Below are 19,647 nucleotides of genomic sequence, written 5' to 3'. Positions count from 1 at the left end.
AATTTAAATGTGTTTTTTTGTGTGCCATACAATAACTCGGCTAACACTGCCAGAAAAAGCATAAAGAAGGTGGCTTTTGAGTAATCACGTAAGGATGGAAGTAGAAATAATAAAGCAGGTGCATTTACAACCATTACAGAAACGAAGAATGCATATAATTTTCCCGCAAGTTTGTAGATTGTCCAATATGAGGCAAGTACTGTAATAACAAATAAGACACCCGCATAAATTTTTAGGACACTCCATCGTATTCCAAAGAGACGCCAAAAGAATCCAATGCTTGTTATGAGGTAGCGATGGGTTTTGACGAAGGGGCTATTATCCCATCGCTTCCAGTCTTTGGGCAGATCTGTTTTATTCATGGCGTCTGTCTTTTGCTCGAGAAACAACCGCATATTTTCTGGGTAAGGTGCTACTGGGGTTGTAAAGCCTTGTCCACACGCTACAGAGATAGCATTTACCAACCATTCATGTTCAAATCGGTAATCTTTGCCGATTGTTTTTACTCGTAGGGTTAAGTGGAAGTATGCAACAATAGAAGAAATTACAATAAGGAAGAGGATAATCCAACAATTTATACCTCTAATATTTATTTTTTTTAATATAACTTTATTTTGTTTCATGTTTGAGTTTAAGCATTCTATTTAGACTGTCTTTGGCTAAACCGTCATCTGGATAATATGTTAAACATTCTTGATATATTTTAATGGCATTATCAATATCTGATGTATTTGCATAAACATTTCCAAGTAATCGCATTGCTATTCTTGAACAGGGATATCTTGAATAGAATAGTTGAGATATTTCCATGGCTTTGTTTAGGTCTTTTATTTTTAGTAACCACTCTATCAACTGCATATTTATTTTTTCATCCTCAGGATTTATTTCGTAAGCTTGCTTATATCCATCAACAATTAATTGTTCGATAAAATCTCCAATTTCTTTTGACACCTCTTCTTCTTTTTTTTGAAGAAACTTAAGCGATACTGCATCTGTAATAACGTTCTTTTGCATTTGAATCTGTAATAACGTATTTGCCTTATTCCATCCTAAGTATTCAGCACATTTTTCTATTGGAATTGATAGAGTATTGTTTTCCAGTGAAACTTGTTTTTTCTCTTTCAGTATCGATAGAACAGCATTAAACCATTCCTGAGCCACAATATAGTTGCCTTCAAAAGTAAAATGGATATTATCACAGAAATATTCATACCCAGGAATTCCGTCAGGACTTTTTTGAGCGATTGTTTTATCTAAATCGACAAGGCGAATTAGATGGGTTTGCGTTTTAAAGGTATTACCTACGGCAAGGATACGTTTATTCATCTCCGTTTGTTGAAATGATAAGGATTTGTATTCTGATGGGTCTACACCAAACTTTCTGTTAAACGATAAGGTTCCTAAAACTACATATGCATTGGTCTTAATTCCAATATTTATCATGTCTTTTAGATTTTTTTCAAAAAGTTCCAATGTTTTTGTTTCTTGCCCTTGATGTGGGACAAAAGGCATTAAATTGTCAGGTGTTTGTTCACGCCAATGTATATCTGGTTGTTTTTCGAATAACTGAACAATCCTTAATTTTTTCAGCCAAGTATCGAGCCGAATTACAGAGGTTGTTCTCAATGCAGGAAATTTATATAGAAAAGAATGCTCGCCATAAGGACCAATAGTTTCATTGTTCCCCATATAAATAAGGAAAGCATCGGGCGAAAAGTAAACGCATGCCTTTGCTAAAAAATAGAGAATATGTGAATTAATACCTGGACAGGACACATTATAGATTTCCCATTTTATTTCAGGTATAGCCATTTTCAACATCACTTCTAATTGCCTTACGGAACTTTCTAACCCATACATTGCGGATTCGCCGAAGACGAAGATACGAAAAGCATTTTTATCTTTCTGTTTCGATATGGAAAAATCGAGATGGTCCCAATTGACAAAATCATAAAGAGGAATGCGAAAATACTGCTGGTAAAAACTGCGATTGGGGACAAAAAAGTGGGTCTGATTACATTCTTTTTCAAGAAATGGGTTTCGATTTTCACCGACATTCAAGATGCGTAAGGAAAATTCAATACATACTATTATAAAAATAGGTAAAAACCATAGGCATAGTATGATAATTAGTTTAAATGTTTTTTTCGTGCTAACTTTTGTGTTCATGTGTGTTTATAATAGCAATCAATGTTAGTTTTCCCTCACTCTCTTCCATTTTTCTTTAACGATAAACGCAGGTATTCTATACAATGCTAAAAAGGAGCGAATTGCAAATTCGCCAATAATGGATAAGATACCAATAATAATCAGAAGAGAGAAGGTGATAACGTTAAGAATTAGTCCTGGTGTAATTTCTTTCATGATACGGTAATCAAAGAAGAATGCAGATATGATACGAAGGAAAAACAGGAACCCGAAAAACAAACAGATAACGGCAAACCATTGAAATAATCGTGGTGAGGTGCGAACTAAATTGTCCATGTTGTATTGCCACAGCCGTAAAAAGGTATACCCTGACTTTCCATAAGGGCGGGGGAAATGTTGGACTGGAACTTCAATACAACTCCCAGCACGGGATATAACATCAGCGGTTCGGAAAATGTAAAAAGGCCCATACTCAAATGCACGGACAAGGTCAGCACGGTAGATTTTATATGTGCAACCGAAATCAGTTAGAGGTGCTCCTGATGATTTTCGCATAATCCAGTTTGCAATTCGTGATGGGAAGCGACGTAAAAAACTGTCCTGTCGATGTTGTCGATAACCACTAACGACATCATAACCTTCATCATATTTTTCTATTAATTTTGGTAAGTCTTCGGGTGCCAATTGTAAATCGCTATCAATAAGAACAATGGCTTTCCCTCTTGCCTCCATAATACCCGCCGTAACGCCAGCTTGTTGTCCCGAATTGCGATAGAGGTTTAATATGGCATATATATTTTCATCTTCATTATATAATTTTTTAAGTTTTTCCCATGTGCCATCGGTGCTACCATCGTTAACGAGGATAATTTCATAAGAACGTCCAGTATTATCTAATGTGCTCTTTAAGCGTTGATGGAATTCTTCTATACTTTTTTCCTCATAATAACAGCTAATCACGATGGAAAATTCAATGTCTTGTGTTTTGTTTTCGTTAGTCATTGTTTTTTCCTTTTGAGGAATCGGACGGGTTGGACATGTCGGACACATCGGATGAGTCGGGTGTAGCCTTCCTTGCTATGGCAAAAATTGACCCACATAAATCAGGGTATTCCAGACCTAATTGATATAACCCTTCAATTTGGTCAGGTCCTAAAATTCCTATTTTGTATAATTGGTCCAATTGGAAATCGGCAAGAATTTTTAAGAAGATACCGCCTTGATGGATAATCTCAAACCCAGCTCCTTTTATATCCCTATTGAGTTGTATACGGTCATATACACGCCGATGTCCATGTTGAATATCATGTTCGGTTAAATCAGTAAGTTCTTTTATTAGCCCCATATGCCGTGCTAATTGACGGGAAAGGGCACGAGCATTTGGGACAACTACGAAAAGTAGTCCATGAGGTAAGAGGAGGGAGTGAGTTATTTTTAATAATTTATTTACATCGAGGATATGTTCCAACACATAAATTGCAAATATTGCATTATATTGTTTCCCTGTTTTTTCAGGGCTTAAATCCTCAAAAAGGGTGTGTATAAAACGAACATTTTTCAAATTGTGTTGTAAACCGTTGTTTATAAATTCTTTATTTGCCTCAGCAACATCTAATTGAAATAATAATGGTGCTAATATCTGTGTATCTACACCTTCGGCGTAGCCTAATTGAAGGCACGTCATTTCCGGATTTAAGTATGGTTTGAATGTCCGCACAATAAGTTCACGTATGACTTTATCCTGATGAGAACCTTTTGTATAGGTTTTTCCTACGTGTTCAATAAATTTATATTCATCCATTTACATGCTCCAATCAATCAATGTTTCTATCATATCTACACCAAATACAGGTATGGTTTTAACCTTGGAGACTTCCTGTCGTTCGCTATATGAATCGTCGATAAATATGGAATTATCTTCTGTAATATAATCTGATTTTTTATCTTTCTCAGATAATATAATGATACGTGTGAATATGTTTTCAATTCCATATTGTTTTAACAAAGGTAAAATATTTTCTTTATGTCTGGTTAGTAAAGTGACTGGAATGTGGTTCCCCTTACATTGTATTAAAAACATAAAAATAAAAGAGTTTAGTTTCCCTTTTATGAGAAGTGTGTCATCAAAATCGATGTAAACATGTTCATATTTTATTTTATAATCTGATTGAATATTGTTTTCATGAAGTGAATTGACAAAATGATTAGACAGACAACGTAACATTCTATTTGGGAACGATTGTTCGGAAATATTCAGGGGCAAACCGAGAGCATCGTAGACAGTTAATAAGGGAAGGTTTACTCCACGGTTTCGGAAAAGTCCCATACCTCCACTTACACGTGGGGCAATTTCGAGAAGCACTAATTGTCCGTCGTTATTCCGTTTCATCTGGAAGAACCATGCTCCTCGAAATTTTAGGTGTGAATGAATACATTCTGCAAAGGGTATAAATTCTGTTTTATCGATAATCTGCGTATCTACGCTGATGCCATTTGCTACACGTTTTCGTTCTCTTGCCCCGACAAAAATCAAGGTTCCTTCAGAGTTGGTAAAGCAATCAACTGTATACTCTATACCAGACAAATATTCTAATATAAGTAAGTCGTTTCTGGTTTCAAGAAGCCCTTCTAATTCTTTCATTGTATTTACTTTATATACTCCTCTTGAACCTTCTCCGACTCGTGGTTTGAGAAATACAGGGAAATGGCTTACATCATGAGGATTTTCATAAACGTGTGGAGTAGGTATGTAATCTTTAAAATATTGGTATGTTTTTAATTTGTCTCGGCAAATAACACAAGTATCATAAGGAGATATAAGGACTTTAGAGGGCAATTTGTCTCTGTTTTCTGAAAGATACAAACCTACTGTGTCATGTGCTGGAAAAATAAATTCGATATCATTCTTTTTCAATAGGGAATTGAAAGCATTGATAAAATCAGGATGGTGAACAAATGGTACGTTTGTGGTGTAATTTTGGAACATAATGTAGCCAGCGTCGCAGTCAAGGCTTGTTGCTCCATATAATTTGATATGGCGTGAATAGGCTAAAGAGCGGAATATTTCTAAACCGATTTCTGTACCTCCTGGAAAAACCAAAACACGGATAGGGATATTTAAATCCCGAAAACATTTTTTGCTCATATTCATTTCCATGTTGGGAATGTTTGAATTAGCTCGCATATTTGTAAAACAATTTCAGGATTTAGACTGCCATACATGGGAAGACATAATATTCGTTGAGATATTTCTTCAGCTATGGGTGTCGGATGTGTTGGTATTTGGCTATGTGTTATGTAATATGGAATTTTATTGCATAAGGGATAGAAATACTTACGAACAATAATGTTGCAACTCCGTAGCCGTTGATACAATTCGTCCCTTGTTAATCCATACTGTTCTTTATCTATCTCTATTGGGAAATAGGCATAGTTCCATTCGCATCCTTTTGGTATGGACACAAGTTTAATTCCTGAACAATTCTTTAATCTTTCGCAGTATAAATTATATAACTCGTTCCTCCTCTTTATTTCGTTATCTACCATTGGTAATAATGCTAAACCAAAGGAAGCGGATAGTTCTGACATTTTGCCATTTATGCCGACACCGATTATTGTTTCCTCATCAGCAATACCGAAGTTTTTCATAAAATATGCTAATCTGGCTTGCTCTGGATTATGACAAATTAAGGCACCTCCTTCGGCGGTAGAAAATAATTTAGTTGCATGGAAGCTTAATACAGAAATATCTCCGTAATCACATAGTGCCCTTCCACGAAAACGGCATCCGAATGTATGTGCAGAATCATAAATGATAGGGATGGAATACTTTCTGGAAATGGTTTCATAAGCATCAACATCACATGGAATCCCATAAACATGGACAGGCAAGATGGCTTTGGTACGTGGTGTTATTGCTTCCTCGACCTGTTTTGGGTCTAATCCGTAGGTGTCTTTTTGAATATCACAAAATACAGGCTTTAAGCCATTCCAGCATATAACATGCGGTGTCGCAGGAAAGGTAAAGGGAGTAGTGATAACTTCACCCTCCTCGATGTTTAAAATTTTTAATGCAATAAGGAGAGCAATTGTCCCATTACAAAAAAGCACTAATTCTTTAACATTAAGGTATTGTTTTAATGCTTCTGTAAATTTTTGATGCCAATACGCTTCATTTGTTAACCATAATGAATTCCAAATTGAAGAAAGATACTGTTGATATTGGTCAAAAGATGGCATAATTGGACGTGTGACATATATACTTTCTTTGAAGCGGTGCTGTTCTATGTATCTATTTAAATCCATAAAAGAACCTTGTTTTATTGATGATGTGATAAATTATACAATAAGAACATTTCTTTAATAATGTATTAAGTTTAACATAGGTGACCCCTTTAATGAATACGACAAATGACTTAACGTCAGAAAATAAATCGACCCAAAAAAGTAGACGAATAGGTAATGTTGTTATTAATATAGGTTTATTTATTGCTGGTCTTTGTGTATCATTTGGAATTGCAGAGATATTTTTTGCTACATGGGAATCATATCTCTTGAAAACGATGGGAGTTTTTGTGCCTGTTGACCCTAAATATGATGGTGCAGCGTGGGAAGTTGACCCTATGCAAGCAGGACGTTTTGTATGGCAGGCTGATGGAAATAGCATAGTGCACATTCGTTCCAAAAATAAAAAGTTAATGTATGAATTGCGACCAAATGCGGAAATATCTGAAATAATAAAGATAAATTCAGGTGGTTTTAGAGACAGAGAGTATCCAAAGGAAAAGCCTTCTAATGTATTTCGTATAGCCGTTGTTGGCGATTCTGTTACATTTGGCTGGAGACAGAGGCTTGAAGATACATACCCCAAAAAATTAGAGGCATTACTTCAAAACCACAATACTCCAAATACCCAGTTTGAAGTGTTGAATTTTGGTATTGGTGGGTATAATGCGGAACAAGAAGCAGAACTGTTACGTGTAAAAGTTTTGGATTATCATCCTGACCTTATTCTTATCGGTTTTTGTCCAAATGATGGGCAAATTGGTTTTGATGGTGGACTATGGTGGCATTTTTTTCACGGACCCTCAAGAACTATTTCTTTTATTCGGCTTATGTCTATTTACCGAGAATACAAAGCAGACCCTCTCTTTCTTTTACGACGTGCATATAGAGATATTCTGAACATTAGTCAGGAAACGAACATACCCGTTCATATTTGTATTTTCCCCATGATTCAAGGGGATGAATTATATGTTACGCCAGGGTTTATACAATTATTGGAGCAATTAAACCTTCCCTACTTTAGTTTAGTTCCTCTATTTGCTGAGAACGATTATAAACAGTTGATGCTTGATACGGTTCATTTTACAGTGGCTGGACATGAGTTTACTGCCCAAAACATTTATGAATACCTCGTTAGAAATAAAATAGTGCCATTATCTACCAGTGAGATTGCTAACAATTGAGCCTTATCTTTATTAAGTAGGTGTTCTTTTCCAAATATAGATTGCAATAGTAAAAAATATGAAGTTTGCGAACCATGCACTTAACAAAGGTGGTAACACTTCAAGGTATCCTAAACCTGTAAATAATACGAAGAATAATGTATATGTAATAGCGGTAATGGTGGTTACCCCGAAACTTAATATCAGCCCTCCTTTTCTCCATAGTGTAGATAAAGGTAATGCAAGTAATAACATGATAAGGACGCTTACTGGTCGAGATAATCTGGAATACCAATCTACCTCGTATTTATAGGTTGGTATCCCAAATAACTGTGCACGTTTTAGTTCCTGATAAAATTGCCACCATGTTTTAAGTTCTTGAGGCAATTCCAGAGCGAACAATGTTTCTGGTGGCTCTGAAAATGGTGCAGGGATTTGGGTTATTCGTATCACTTGTTGTTCCATATCTTTTTTGGGAAAGAGAATAAAGTGCCTACCATCTTCTAATAGCCATTTCTTTTGTGTTGTATTCCACCAAATATAGCGAGCCCGAATCTCATCAATACGTTCATTCTGAATACGATGGATTACCACATCTCTACCCGTAAGGGCTTCCCGATTGAATCGCAAGATATGGCAAGTCCAACCACCACTTAAATTTGTCCAGCTTACACCAGATTTTGTATCTCCCAGATGATACGAAAAATATTGTTTTTCAAGAGTTCTAAATTGTGATGCACACCAAACCCCCAAAGTATCTTCAAGAAAAAAACTACTAATACTTAGTAATGAAGCTACGATTAAAGCACTAATGGTAATTCGTGCAAAACGGATACCACCAGAAAGTAAGGCGGTTATTTCTCCTTCTTGGGCACTGCGTCCCCAGACTAAAAAAGTTGTTAACATTACCGATGCAGATAGAAAGTGATATTGGAAGAATATTTTAGGCATGGAAAGAAGATAATATTGAGTAATGATGAAAAATGGGATATTGTATTTTCGGACAGATTCCTGTCGTGTAGCGAAAAAATCAACTAAAATATACAAGAAGGCAAGGGCAATAATGACACGTAGGAACGTTTTTATCCATGAGGACAGAAAATACCTATCTATAGTTTTCATAAACGGTCTGCCTTAATCAATAGGATAAATCCAATACCACCTATAATCAAATTAGGTAACTGATGGAGTAGGCATTTCATATATAAAGGCATAAGTCCACCGCCACCAGCGAGTTTATAAAGGAGGAAGTAAAGTCCTACAATTAAAAAACCGGAGGAGAAAGCATAAGTAGTGCCTGCTCCACGCATCCGCACACCGATAGGGGATGCTATTAATCCTAATGCCAAACACATAAAGGGAAAAGAAAGCCTGTCTGCAATCTCACTACGGTACTTTTTTAAATCAGATAAGAGGGGTAATCCTTTTGTTCTTTCATATTCATTTGACAAGTGTGCATGTTCTTTTAACAATTCTCGCAGTGACATTCCTGTTCTAAGTTTAATTGTTTCTAAAGGTTGTAACGGTGGAATCACTTTTTCGAGTCGTTCGAAACTACCACGAATAACCTGATTATCTCTTTCCTGAGATTCAATCCAAAAACCATTTAACATCTCTAAAACATTTTCTTTTTCACCTTTTCGCCAACGTGCTTTATCTGCATAAAAAGCAATAACTTTTCCATCTTCTTCTGGTTGTAGAACCACGATATCTAATAATTCTCCTTTCTCATTTCGTTGGCGGATATATACTCGCAATTTTCCATATTCATACATTTTGCCTGTAGGGATTAAGTCAAGAGTAATTCGTAGTGGTAAATCCATTCTTGCCAATTTCATTAATTGACGAAAAGCCCAGGGTTGAGCGATGTCTTGTACGGCAAAACACACAATACTTAGCATGAACGATAATATTACTGTGGGCAAAGCAATTCTAAACATAGAAATACCACCTGCAGTCATTGCGATAATTTCACGAAATCGACTCATCCGTTCATACGTTAACATCAATCCAAATAAAAATGTTACAGGGATAATCATTCCAACCATCATCGGGAGTGCATATAGGGACATCCATAAAAAATCGGAAACTCGCAAAGGTGCAAGAGGAAATTCATCTAATAATTCTTTAACCTGCTGTTGAAGAATGCCACTAATCATAAGTACAGATACCGCCAGAAACGAAATAATCATTGGCGGAATAACTTGCCGTAAAATATATCGGTCTACTCTTGTTATAATCATTCTCTGAAATGTATTTCCCTAAAAAGTGTTTAAGTATTGGAACTAATATTCTAATGCATGTGAGGATATAAAAGGAATTTGTACATTGCTATATAACAAAGCGAACAATATATAGGTAATACATGCACGAGATAATTTTACTACGAAATAAAATATTACAATGGTATCGGAAGAATGCAAGACCGCTTCCTTGGCGAAAAACAAAAGAACCCTATTTTATTTGGTTATCTGAGATTATTTTACAACAGACACAAATTGAACAAGGAACAAAATACTACTTACAGTTTATAAACACGTTTCCAACGGTTCAAAACCTTGCCAATGCAACAGAAACAGAAGTTCTTAAACTCTGGGAAGGGTTAGGTTATTATACGCGGGCACGAAATTTGTTAAAAACAGCAAAAATTGTTGTCTCTCAATATAATGGACAATTTCCTACATCATATTCCGAATTGTTAAAACTTCCTGGTATCGGTCCTTATACCGCTTCTGCAATCAGTAGCATTTGTTTTAATCAGCCGATACCAACAATTGATGGAAATGTTCGACGGGTATTGTCTCGTTTGTTTGAAATAAAAGGGTTACAGGGAAGTATAGAGTTTGAAGACGCTGTGCAAGATTGTGCCAATAGATTAGTTTCACATAGGTTTCCAGGAGATTTTAATCAGGCATTAATGGACTTGGGTTCTACCATCTGCAAACCGACAAATCCCTCGTGTTATATATGTCCTGTAAAAAAGTATTGCCTTGCACATAAACATGGGAAAGAGCAATTATTACCCGAGAAAAAGAAGAAGAGTGCAATGCCTGTTTTGAACTGGGCGGTAGCAATTCTAATTAATAAAGAAAATATATTATTAAAACAAGAAAAGGAACAAAATTTTTTGAAAGGTTTGTATGCTTTACCATGGTTAGATATTAAAAATAACAGGGGTATGATGTTAGTCCAAAAGAGATTAACACGATGGGTTAAATCGTTGGGGATTAAATGCAATTGCAAATGGACTTATTTGTTTCAACATGAACGAAAATATTCTCACAGAATTATCCATTTTTATGTATTTAAGGGGGTTCTTAATAGAGAGGGACAACATAATGAGATTGCATTATCTTATTTGTGGATACCATTGAGAGATTTGAATCAAATCCCCTTTTCAAGGGCATTTTTGGAAATTATCGAGAAAGCTATCCTATAAGCCACTTAATTAAAATATAATTTCCATTTTACATGGCTTTTAGGTCGATAGAGCGGTATTGAACCGCTTCAGCAATGTGATTGTCCGTAATAGTGTCTTTTCCTTCAAGGTCAGCAATAGTTCTTGCCATCCGTAGAATCTTATCGTATGCACGTGCACTTAACCCGAGATATTCAACAGCCTGAACGAGCAATTGTTGTGCTGTATCTGGAAGTTTGCAGTATTTCCGTAATTGTTTGGTATCGAGATGTGCATTAAGAAGGGTAGATGTCCCATGACGATATGTTTGGCGATTTCGTGCTTCTTGAACCTGACTACGAATATCAGTACTACTTTGTCCCGAAGATTGATTTTTGGTCAATTCATCAAAAGATAGAGCGGGTACTTCGATGTGCATGTCAATGCGGTCTAACAACGGTCCAGAAAGTCTGTTTATGTACCGTTGAATATCACCTGGCGAACAACGGCAAGTGCGTTTTGGGTCAGTACGACAACCACAAGGACAAGGATTCATTGCCGCCACGAGCATAAACCGACTTGGCAAAGTTATGGCATAATGAGCACGGCGGATGTGGATGAAGCCTTCTTCCAATGGTTGACGTAACACTTCTAAAGTAGAGCGGTTAAATTCAGGTAATTCGTCGAGGAACAAAACGCCATTATGTGCAAGACTTATCTCACCAGGCTGGAAATTGGCTCCACCGCCAACCATTGCAACTGTTGATGTGGTGTGATGTGGTGAACGAAATGGTCTTGTTGCAATAAAAGAGGAATTTTGACCTTTCCATGAGGCAACGCTGTAAATTTGTGTAGTTTCAAGGGACTCTTCAAAGCTCATCTCAGGTAGAATCCCAGGAATACGTGATGCTAACATCGTTTTCCCTGTACCTGGTGGGCCAATCATTAGTATATTATGCCCACCTGCAGAAGCAATTGTTAAGGCACGCTTAACATGAGCCTGACCCTTTACATCTTCAAAATCTAATGTGTGAACCCCTTTTTTCTGGAACAATTCTTGATAATTTGTTTTCCATGGTGAGAATATCTCGGGTGTATGGAGATAATTAATCGCATCATTTAAATTGTTGATAGGTATCACATTAATATCATGGACTAAACCTGCCTCTTCCGCATTATCTCTGGGCACAAGGATAGAATAAAATCCAAGTTTTCGGGCAAGAATTGCCATCGCTAAAGTGCCAGGCACTTGTCGTACGGAACCATCAAGAGCCAATTCTCCTGCTATCAATACCTTACTTATATCTAATTCTGGTTTGGCTTGTTCACCTGCGAGAATAAGTCCTAAAGCGATGGGTAAGTCTAAGTAACTTCCCTCTTTACGAATATCTGCTGGTGCTAAATTTACAATTACTCGACCCCGTGGAAAACGGAATCCTGAATTCCGTAAAGCAGATGCCACTCGCTCACGACTTTCTTTCACTGCTGTATCTGCCAAGCCGACAACATCCGTTTTATTATCGCCGTACGTTATATCTACCTCCACAGTTAATGGAAATGCTTCTATCCCTAAAATATGTGCTGATTGAACCCGTGCCAGCATGTTTATTCCTTCTTATCTGTTTCTTTATAAAATCCATTTTGACTTTCTATTATATCACTCAAATTCAGATATTTACTCAAATTTGTAAATAGTGGCTCTGGCTCTTGACATAAATATGAGATATGTTCACAAAGTAAAAGGATTTCTCCACGATTAGTCGTTTTGAATTGCTTGAGGAATTTATATAAATTTTGTCAAATTAGGATTTTATGTCTGGTGATTACTTTTTCGGTTCTGTCTGGTTTGGGGTAGATGTATTTTCTGTGGGTGGAGAGGGAACAACAAAAGTTCCGTCTGGAATTTTGACATCTGTCTTTACATTTTTAAATTCGCATGTAAACATTGGGGTTAGGTCTTTCCCAAGAATTTCTAATTTCCGCATAATACCAATATCAGGATCCATCAGAACATAGGCACCTTGGAAATCCCCTGTTTGGCCTTGTTTCGGTGTAAGTTGTAACGTTATCATTTTCTTGCCGTCATACTCAGTTTCGGGCTTTACTGTAATATCTACCTTGTCTTTAATTACATCAAAAAGATTTTTTCCGCCAGGAGGAATGCTCCCTTTAGTTATATCCGGGGGTGTTTTAAATGTTTCTTGGTTGGTTAATAATTTGTAAGTAACATAATAATCTGTACCATCAAAAAAGACGTGTGCTTGAGCAAATGGATTGTTTAGCAAGGAAGTATCTCCTGATTCAACCAATGTTGCTGGAAATGCAGAGATTTTTTGCATATACTTCTCTTTATCTCCTTCTCTTTGAACCCATAATTCACCGATACCTTTTAGTTTAAGGTTTACATTGTTGACGGGTAGGGTAGCGTCTGCAGAAATATCTGCACTAATAGTTTTTTGTTTTTCCCATGCGGTAATAAGTTTTGCCTTAGTTTCGTCCACAGATGGCTGTGCAAATAGAGTTGTTGAGAAAAGAGTAAAAATGATAAAGAGTGTGAATAGGTTTAGTGATTGTTTGTTCATGGTTTATTCCTTCTAATTAAGTTTAATGTTGTTTCGGTGTAATACGGATAGTGCTCATAAATCCATTATGGTCACTAAGCTGTATAGGTTTTCCACTATTATCAAGTCCTTTCTGAATTTCAATAGTATCCAAAACCTCAAACTGGTAGTAAGGGCTGTTTCGTGCATAAATGTGGTCAATGCTCGACTCAATATTCATAACTCGGGTCAGGTTAGCAATCATAACGAGGCTATCATGAGCCACATCTCCACGGCGAGTGTTGAAGTCTCCGACTAAAATAACAGGGTATTCCGTCCAGCAGGCTGTATTAATGTAATTAGCAAGTTCCTTCATCTGAGCCTCTTTTACATATTTGTATTTTGGATTGCCATAGCCTGCCTGAGCGTGTGTATTAAAAAAGTCTAAGAAGCCTATTTCAGGTATTTCGATACGAGAAAGTCCGCACCCTTTCCCTGCCCACCAATCGCCTTCCCAAAACCGATACCAATCCCCCGTAACTTTATATCTATAGAAGAATATTTCACGAATAGGAAACGCACTCATTGTAAATTTTCCACTACCTACCAAACCACTGGGAAAATATTGATAATACTTTAATCGGCTTTTTGTTGTTAGTTCTTTGATTAAGATATCTCGGTCTTTCTGGATAAAGGATTCCTGAAATCCAACGATGTCTGGGTCTAATTCAATCAGCTTTCTTGCCAGAGCATACATTCGTTCTTGGCGGTTCCTACCCACAACCCACGTATCTTGTATGTTATAAGTAACAATTTTCAAAGTTATAGGTTCGCTTAGCGGTTTTCGTTCCACATTTTTATATATACTGTTTCTAAAATCGTGTGGATTGGGATTATGATTTGCACTGTATACTGCTAATAACAAAAAAGTGATGATTGGAAATAAAACGGGAGATAAAATAAAAATACTCCAAAAGAAAAGACTCTTTTTTCTTCCCATGACGCTAATTACTTTCTTTTTTGATAATGTCATCTATTAGTTGAATAAAATGTTTTACTTCTCGATTTGTCAGGTATGAAATTTGCTGACGACAGCTTGTTCCAGAAGCAACGATTTGTGTCTTATCAGGCAATATTTCAATTTGGTGTTTTAGTTGTTCTCCGACTTCTAATGACAATGAGTATGTATCTTTCATGATGCCGTAAGCACCTGCCATACCGCAACACGCAGACGTTAACTGTTGAACCTGTATGTTAGGTATGAGTGAAAATGCCCGTGTCATAGGGTCAACACCACGGGTAGATTTGGCGTGACAATGGACATGTAATGCAACCTGAACACTTTTCCCGTTTACTATGGGTAAACAATGAGGTTCATCCTCTAATAGATTGTTTAGAAACTCTTCTATTAATATGGAACGTTTCCCGACAGACTTTGCCTTTTCCAAATTTAGTTCTTTATAGTCCTCATAGAACATAGAGAAGCATGATGGTTCTAAGAAGACGATGGTTTCTGTCCGTTCTGAAAGCAAATTTAAGTTATGCTCTCCTTTTTTATGTGCGTACTCAAGATTTCCTACGCTGAAAGCAGGTCTTCCACAACAACTGTGGTTTGGTAGTATTTCAACTTGATAACCTACTGATGTTAATACATTCACAGCACTTTTACCTATTTCCGGTTCATGATATTTTGTAAAGCAATCATCCCAAAGGATAATTGTTCCACGTTTACCCTTCTCTGTTGTCCAACCTTGATATTTTTTATAAAACCATTTATGAAATGGTTCGGTGGCATATTTAGGTAGTGGTCGTTCAGAAACAATTCCTGTAAGTTGTTCCAAAATTTTTCTTATCCATTTTGTTTTAAGACTATAATTAACAATGGTTGGTGTCAATGTGGCAAGTTTACCAAGCGTGTCGATATGACTTAGAAGTAATTTTGTTAATTTTGGCAAGTATTCCTTATCAAGAGCGTGGAGCAATTCTGCTTTTAGTAGAGCCATGTTTACATTTGAAGGGCACTCAACAGTGCAAGCACGGCAGGCAAGGCAGTATTTAAGGGCTTCTTTTAATTCGGGAATGTTCAGTTTATATTTTTCAGAACCAGCGTGTTTAATTGTTTGACGAATAATATTGGCTCTGCCCCGCGTTGATAGAATTTCTTCATGTCTTGCGATAAATGTAGGACACATATTTGGTGTTTCTTTTCGGCACGCACCGCAACCATTGCATTGCTCTAAGTTACCAAGAAAAGAGTTGTCTTTAAATGCAAAAGCCAGATAAGGTTCAAATGGTAGATTAAGTTTCTCCCATCGTAGGTTTTCGTGAAAACGAAATCGGTCTGTATCCACGATTTTCCCAGGATTCATCAAGTTTAAGGGGTCAAATTCTTGCTTAATTTGCCTCATAATCTTGAAGAGGACTTCGCCTATCTGGTCTTTAATAAACTCTGAATGTGCCATTCCAACGCCGTGTTCACCTGTAAAAGTTCCGCGATATTTGCGAACAAGGGCAAATACCTCTGTTGCGAGGTTGCGAAATTTGATTTGCTCTTTTGGTTCGTGAATATCAATTACAGGTCGGACATGTAATAATCCAGCCGAGGCGTGCCCATAAAAAGATGCTACAACACCGTAATGATTCATAATTTCTATTAATTCTTCTACATATGTAGGTAAATCTTTTGGACGAACCGCTGTATCTTCAACTCCTGTGGCAGGTTTAGCAGGACCGACCATTCCTGTAAGGAGAGACAAACCTGCTTTACGGAATTCCCAGAGCATGTTTCGCTCTTCAGCAGTTTTACAAAAGAATGTTTTTACCCCTATTTTCAATTTAATTATTTTTTGGATAAGGTCATCCGGAGGATCAAAAAATTCAACAAATAGGAGAGATTTTGGAGTTGATTTGTCTAATTCTAAAAATTGGCGGATAGGTTCAAAAACTCGTTGTCCTTTCGTTTGATTGAAAAGGACATCGTCAATATGTTCGATACTCGCTGGTTGAAACTGCATTAATGTGTCGATAGACTCCATAGCATCTTTTATTGTATGGAACACAAAAACGAATAAAGAACGGTTTCGGGGTATAGGAACCAAGTTCAACTTTGCCTTTGTGATTAAAGCCAATGTTCCTTCGCTACCACCAAGAAGTGGAACTGGGCATGGAATTATATTGCAATAGCGGTCTAATGCGTATCCAGGCCAACGCTTTTTTATCTCATCATGGAATCTACTTTTAATTTCGGATATATTTGCTTCTACTGCGGCAGAGATTTTTTTAAATGCGTTCCATGTGTCAGAATTATTTTTGTCTAAAACAAGAATCTCACCTTTTGAAGTAATAACTTCTACCGCAACAACATGGTCTATTGTGATACCATAATGGTGTACAAAAGCGCCAGAAGAATTATTGGCTATCATTCCACCAATGGTAGCACGGGAACTTGTTGCCACATCAGGACCGAACATAAGTCCGTATGGTTTTAATGCTCCATTTAAATTATCCAAAACGACACCTGCTTCTGCCCATACCGTTCTTGCTTCCGAGTTTATATTTGTTATTGCACACATATAACGCGACATATCGATAATCAAACCTTCTCCAAGAGCACCTCCACTCAATCCTGAACCTGCACCTCTTGGAATTATCGGTATCCCTTCTGATGTTGCCTTTACGACAAAAGTTTGTGCTTCTTCTGTGTTTTTTGGGAAAGCCACACCTGCAGGCATGAGTTCATAAAATGAAGCGTCTGTTGCGTAAAGCCAGCGAGACAGTCGGTCTGTTCGAAGGTCGAGATTTGGATTTTCCTTGGCTACCTTTTCGAGAATTTTATTCCAGTCCATCAATTATTTCTCCAATATAAAAGCACTATTTTAGCGGATCTTAGTAGGAAGTCGGAAATGAATATTTTCGGAAGCAATACATACCTCTTCAATCTCGCAAGGTTCAATAGAGCATAAATGTTTAACAACAGATTGAACATGCTCTTCTGGGACGGAAGCCCCTGATGTGATTAAAATCGTTTTTGCTTGTGTTAACCATTCTTTTTGAATTTCTGTCTCGTCCAGTACTAAATAGGAAGGTTTGCCCATACCCTTTGCAATTTCAGCAAGTCGACGGCTATTGGCACTTTCATGGTCGCCGACAACAATAACCATATCTGCTCTCTCTGCAAGTGCATGCACTGCCTTTTGCCTATTGGTTGTGGCGTAACAAATATTCCCTTTGGGTGGAGATTTTAAATCGGGAAATCGTTCCCGTAAAACATCGACTATTCGTTTGCAGTCCTCGATGCTCAAAGTTGTTTGTGTTATATAAGCGATATGTTTCGTATCTGGAATAGATACTGTTTTAGCATCCTCTACATTTTGTACTAATACAACTCGACCTTGTGCCCAGCCCATAGTTCCAATGGTTTCATCATGTCCAGAGTCACCTATCAAAATAATATTATATCCTTGCTCTGCATATTTTTTTGCGGAACGGTGTACTCGTTCCACAAGCGGACATGTTGCATCAATGATTTTTAGTCCCCGTTCTTTTGCTTGTTCCCATTGTTTTGGACTAACCCCATGAGCACTAAAAAGAAGGATTGACCCTTCGGGAACCTGGTTAATATCCCGAACAAAAATGGCACCTTTGTCACGAAGAGAATTCACAACATGAGTGTTGTGAACAATATGATTTAATACATACACTGGCTTACCGAAAAGGTCGAGTGCACGTTCAACACAAAGGATTGCCCGCTCAACTCCAGCACAAAAGCCACGCGGTTTTGCAAGTATAATATGCAATATTCTAACCTTTTTTACTTCTACTAAATTTGTTCTATATATTTGAACTTAGTTGTGAGCGTCCCTAAAGAAATATAGTTTATCTTATTAAAACATCGTTTCGCATCCTTGCTAAGGTGTCTTCGCATTTGTCCCTTCTATCTTATCTCTTTATCTATTCCATCCTATTGATGGGCTGTTAACTTTTTAAATATTTTTCGGATTTACATTTTATTTATCAGGTAAACAGATATATTGTGTTTTGTGAAATGAAAGTAAATATAATATAGTCTTTTATTATGACTTTAAAGTAATGGATTCCTCTTATATTTAGGGACAGCGTTAAACAGATTCATAGTTTGATTTAGTAAATGAATTGAGTAAATAATATTGGAATCATATATGAAGAAAGGGACAGCAGTGAAAATTCATCCTACCGCAATCATCCATCCGTCTGCTGAATTAGGTAACGATGTTGAAATTCAATCCTATGCGATAATTGAAAAACATGTGGTTATCGGTGATAATAGTATTATTGGACCCTATTGTGTCATTGGGGCTGGCACAGTAATGGGGAAAAATAATCATTGTTTCAGTGGAGCACAAATTGGGGTGATGCCACAAGACCTGAAGCATATCAAAAGTAAATTTGGAAGAACTTGTATAGGTGATAATAATACCTTCCGTGAATTTGTAACCGTGAGTTCGAGTACAGTGTATCCAGATGATACCGATATCGAAAAAGCCACGATAATTGGGAATAATTGCCTTTTTATGGCTTGCACACATATTGCTCATGATTGTATCGTTGGTAATCGGGTCATTATGGCGAATAATTCTGCATTAGCGGGACATGTTATAGTGGAAGATTATGCATCTATTGGAGGTTTAAGTGGCATTCATCAGTTCTGTACTGTTGGTCAATATTCTTTTGTAGGTGCTATGTCCCGTGTAAGTAAAGATGTGCTACCATATATGATTACTGAAGGGTATCCTGCCCAATGTTTTGGACCGAATGTTATTGGGTTGCAACGTCAGGGTTTCAGTTCAGAAGCAATTAGCCAGATTCGTCACATGTATCGCCTTCTTTATCGGTCGAATATGAATACCCAACAAGCAGTTGAAGCCATAAAGAAAGAAATTCCTGATAGCCATGAACGGAGAGTCATTCTTGAATTTATTGAAAAGTCTAAACGTGGATTATCAAAAGGACCTTTGTCTCCTCAAGAAGCACAGGTTAACCCTATTAGTGATGAATTGGTCTAATATATAAAAATGGTTTACATAAAATATTTTATGATAGGATAACAAAGGGGTATCTCTATAAACCTTTAGTCAGG

At 36.9% G+C, this 19,647-nt stretch carries 16 protein-coding genes; 3 read left to right on the top strand and 13 right to left on the bottom strand.

The features are described 5' to 3' along the window. The 6 genes from PLJ10_08090 to PLJ10_08065 form a co-directional block, all read right to left on the bottom strand. Window positions 1-623 (bottom strand): hypothetical protein (locus tag PLJ10_08090; protein HOK09609.1); only part of this gene is annotated, 623 nt, incomplete at its 3' end. Continuing rightward, entirely contained in the window at window positions 610-2,169 is a 1,560-nt protein-coding gene (locus PLJ10_08085) for a hypothetical protein (GenBank protein HOK09608.1), read from the bottom strand. The genes PLJ10_08090 and PLJ10_08085, both read right to left, overlap by 14 nt. A gap of 24 nt (window positions 2,170-2,193) precedes the next feature. After that, window positions 2,194-3,150: a glycosyltransferase family 2 protein gene (locus PLJ10_08080; GenBank protein HOK09607.1), complete on the bottom strand. Its 957-nt coding sequence runs from the start codon at window positions 3,148-3,150 to the stop codon at window positions 2,194-2,196. Then, the gene (locus tag PLJ10_08075; GenBank protein ID HOK09606.1) at window positions 3,143-3,949 is read right to left on the bottom strand and encodes a class I SAM-dependent methyltransferase; all 807 of its coding nucleotides are present in this window, start codon (window positions 3,947-3,949) and stop codon (window positions 3,143-3,145) included. The genes PLJ10_08080 and PLJ10_08075 overlap by 8 nt, the downstream gene beginning before the upstream one ends. Beyond that, window positions 3,950-5,293, bottom strand: coding sequence for an ATP-grasp domain-containing protein (locus PLJ10_08070; protein ID HOK09605.1), 1,344 nt, complete (start codon window positions 5,291-5,293; stop codon window positions 3,950-3,952). A gap of 2 nt (window positions 5,294-5,295) precedes the next feature. Next, window positions 5,296-6,453 carry a DegT/DnrJ/EryC1/StrS family aminotransferase gene (locus PLJ10_08065; GenBank protein ID HOK09604.1) on the bottom strand — a complete coding sequence of 386 codons (1,158 nt, stop codon included), beginning with the start codon at window positions 6,451-6,453 and terminating at the stop codon, window positions 5,296-5,298. Window positions 6,454-6,545: 92 nt separating this feature from the next. On the opposite strand from PLJ10_08065, the gene PLJ10_08060 reads away from it, so the two are divergent. Further along, window positions 6,546-7,616: an SGNH/GDSL hydrolase family protein gene (locus PLJ10_08060; protein HOK09603.1), complete on the top strand. Its 1,071-nt coding sequence runs from the start codon at window positions 6,546-6,548 to the stop codon at window positions 7,614-7,616. A 12-nt stretch (window positions 7,617-7,628) separates the two neighbouring features. Here PLJ10_08060 and PLJ10_08055 read toward each other — a convergent pair whose 3' ends face one another. Then, on the bottom strand, window positions 7,629-8,717 hold the full coding sequence (locus PLJ10_08055; protein HOK09602.1) for an LptF/LptG family permease: 1,089 nt from the start codon (window positions 8,715-8,717) through the stop codon (window positions 7,629-7,631). Further along, window positions 8,714-9,838 (bottom strand): LptF/LptG family permease, encoded by a 1,125-nt coding sequence (locus PLJ10_08050; GenBank protein HOK09601.1) that lies wholly within the window; start codon window positions 9,836-9,838, stop codon window positions 8,714-8,716. The genes PLJ10_08055 and PLJ10_08050 overlap by 4 nt, the downstream gene beginning before the upstream one ends. A 122-nt stretch (window positions 9,839-9,960) precedes the next feature. On the opposite strand from PLJ10_08050, the gene mutY reads away from it, so the two are divergent. Beyond that, entirely contained in the window at window positions 9,961-11,034 is a 1,074-nt protein-coding gene (gene mutY / locus PLJ10_08045) for an A/G-specific adenine glycosylase (GenBank protein ID HOK09600.1), read from the top strand. A 28-nt stretch (window positions 11,035-11,062) separates the two neighbouring features. On the opposite strand, the gene PLJ10_08040 is transcribed toward mutY, so the two are convergent. The 5 genes from PLJ10_08040 to ispH form a co-directional block, all read right to left on the bottom strand. Beyond that, a complete protein-coding gene (locus tag PLJ10_08040; protein ID HOK09599.1) occupies window positions 11,063-12,595 on the bottom strand; it encodes a YifB family Mg chelatase-like AAA ATPase in 1,533 nt (510 codons plus the stop codon). Window positions 12,596-12,815: 220 nt separating this feature from the next. After that, entirely contained in the window at window positions 12,816-13,574 is a 759-nt protein-coding gene (locus tag PLJ10_08035) for a hypothetical protein (protein ID HOK09598.1), read from the bottom strand. Between the two features lie 22 nt (window positions 13,575-13,596). After that, window positions 13,597-14,532: an endonuclease/exonuclease/phosphatase family protein gene (locus tag PLJ10_08030; GenBank protein ID HOK09597.1), complete on the bottom strand. Its 936-nt coding sequence runs from the start codon at window positions 14,530-14,532 to the stop codon at window positions 13,597-13,599. A 4-nt stretch (window positions 14,533-14,536) separates the two neighbouring features. Next, window positions 14,537-17,377 (bottom strand): FAD-linked oxidase C-terminal domain-containing protein, encoded by a 2,841-nt coding sequence (locus tag PLJ10_08025; protein HOK09596.1) that lies wholly within the window; start codon window positions 17,375-17,377, stop codon window positions 14,537-14,539. Window positions 17,378-17,407: 30 nt separating this feature from the next. Then, a complete protein-coding gene (gene ispH / locus PLJ10_08020; protein HOK09595.1) occupies window positions 17,408-18,328 on the bottom strand; it encodes a 4-hydroxy-3-methylbut-2-enyl diphosphate reductase in 921 nt (306 codons plus the stop codon). 381 nt (window positions 18,329-18,709) lie between these two features. Between ispH and lpxA the strand changes: the two genes are divergently transcribed. Beyond that, the gene (lpxA, locus tag PLJ10_08015; protein ID HOK09594.1) at window positions 18,710-19,573 is read left to right on the top strand and encodes an acyl-ACP--UDP-N-acetylglucosamine O-acyltransferase; all 864 of its coding nucleotides are present in this window, start codon (window positions 18,710-18,712) and stop codon (window positions 19,571-19,573) included. The last annotated feature ends 74 nt before the right edge of the window (window positions 19,574-19,647 follow it).

Source organism: Candidatus Hydrogenedens sp., from assembly GCA_035361075.1.
Classification (GTDB): Bacteria; Hydrogenedentota; Hydrogenedentia; order Hydrogenedentales; family Hydrogenedentaceae; genus Hydrogenedens.
The sequence above is the reverse complement of the archived record's forward strand: the minus strand, read 5'-3'. Positions and strand labels throughout refer to the sequence as shown.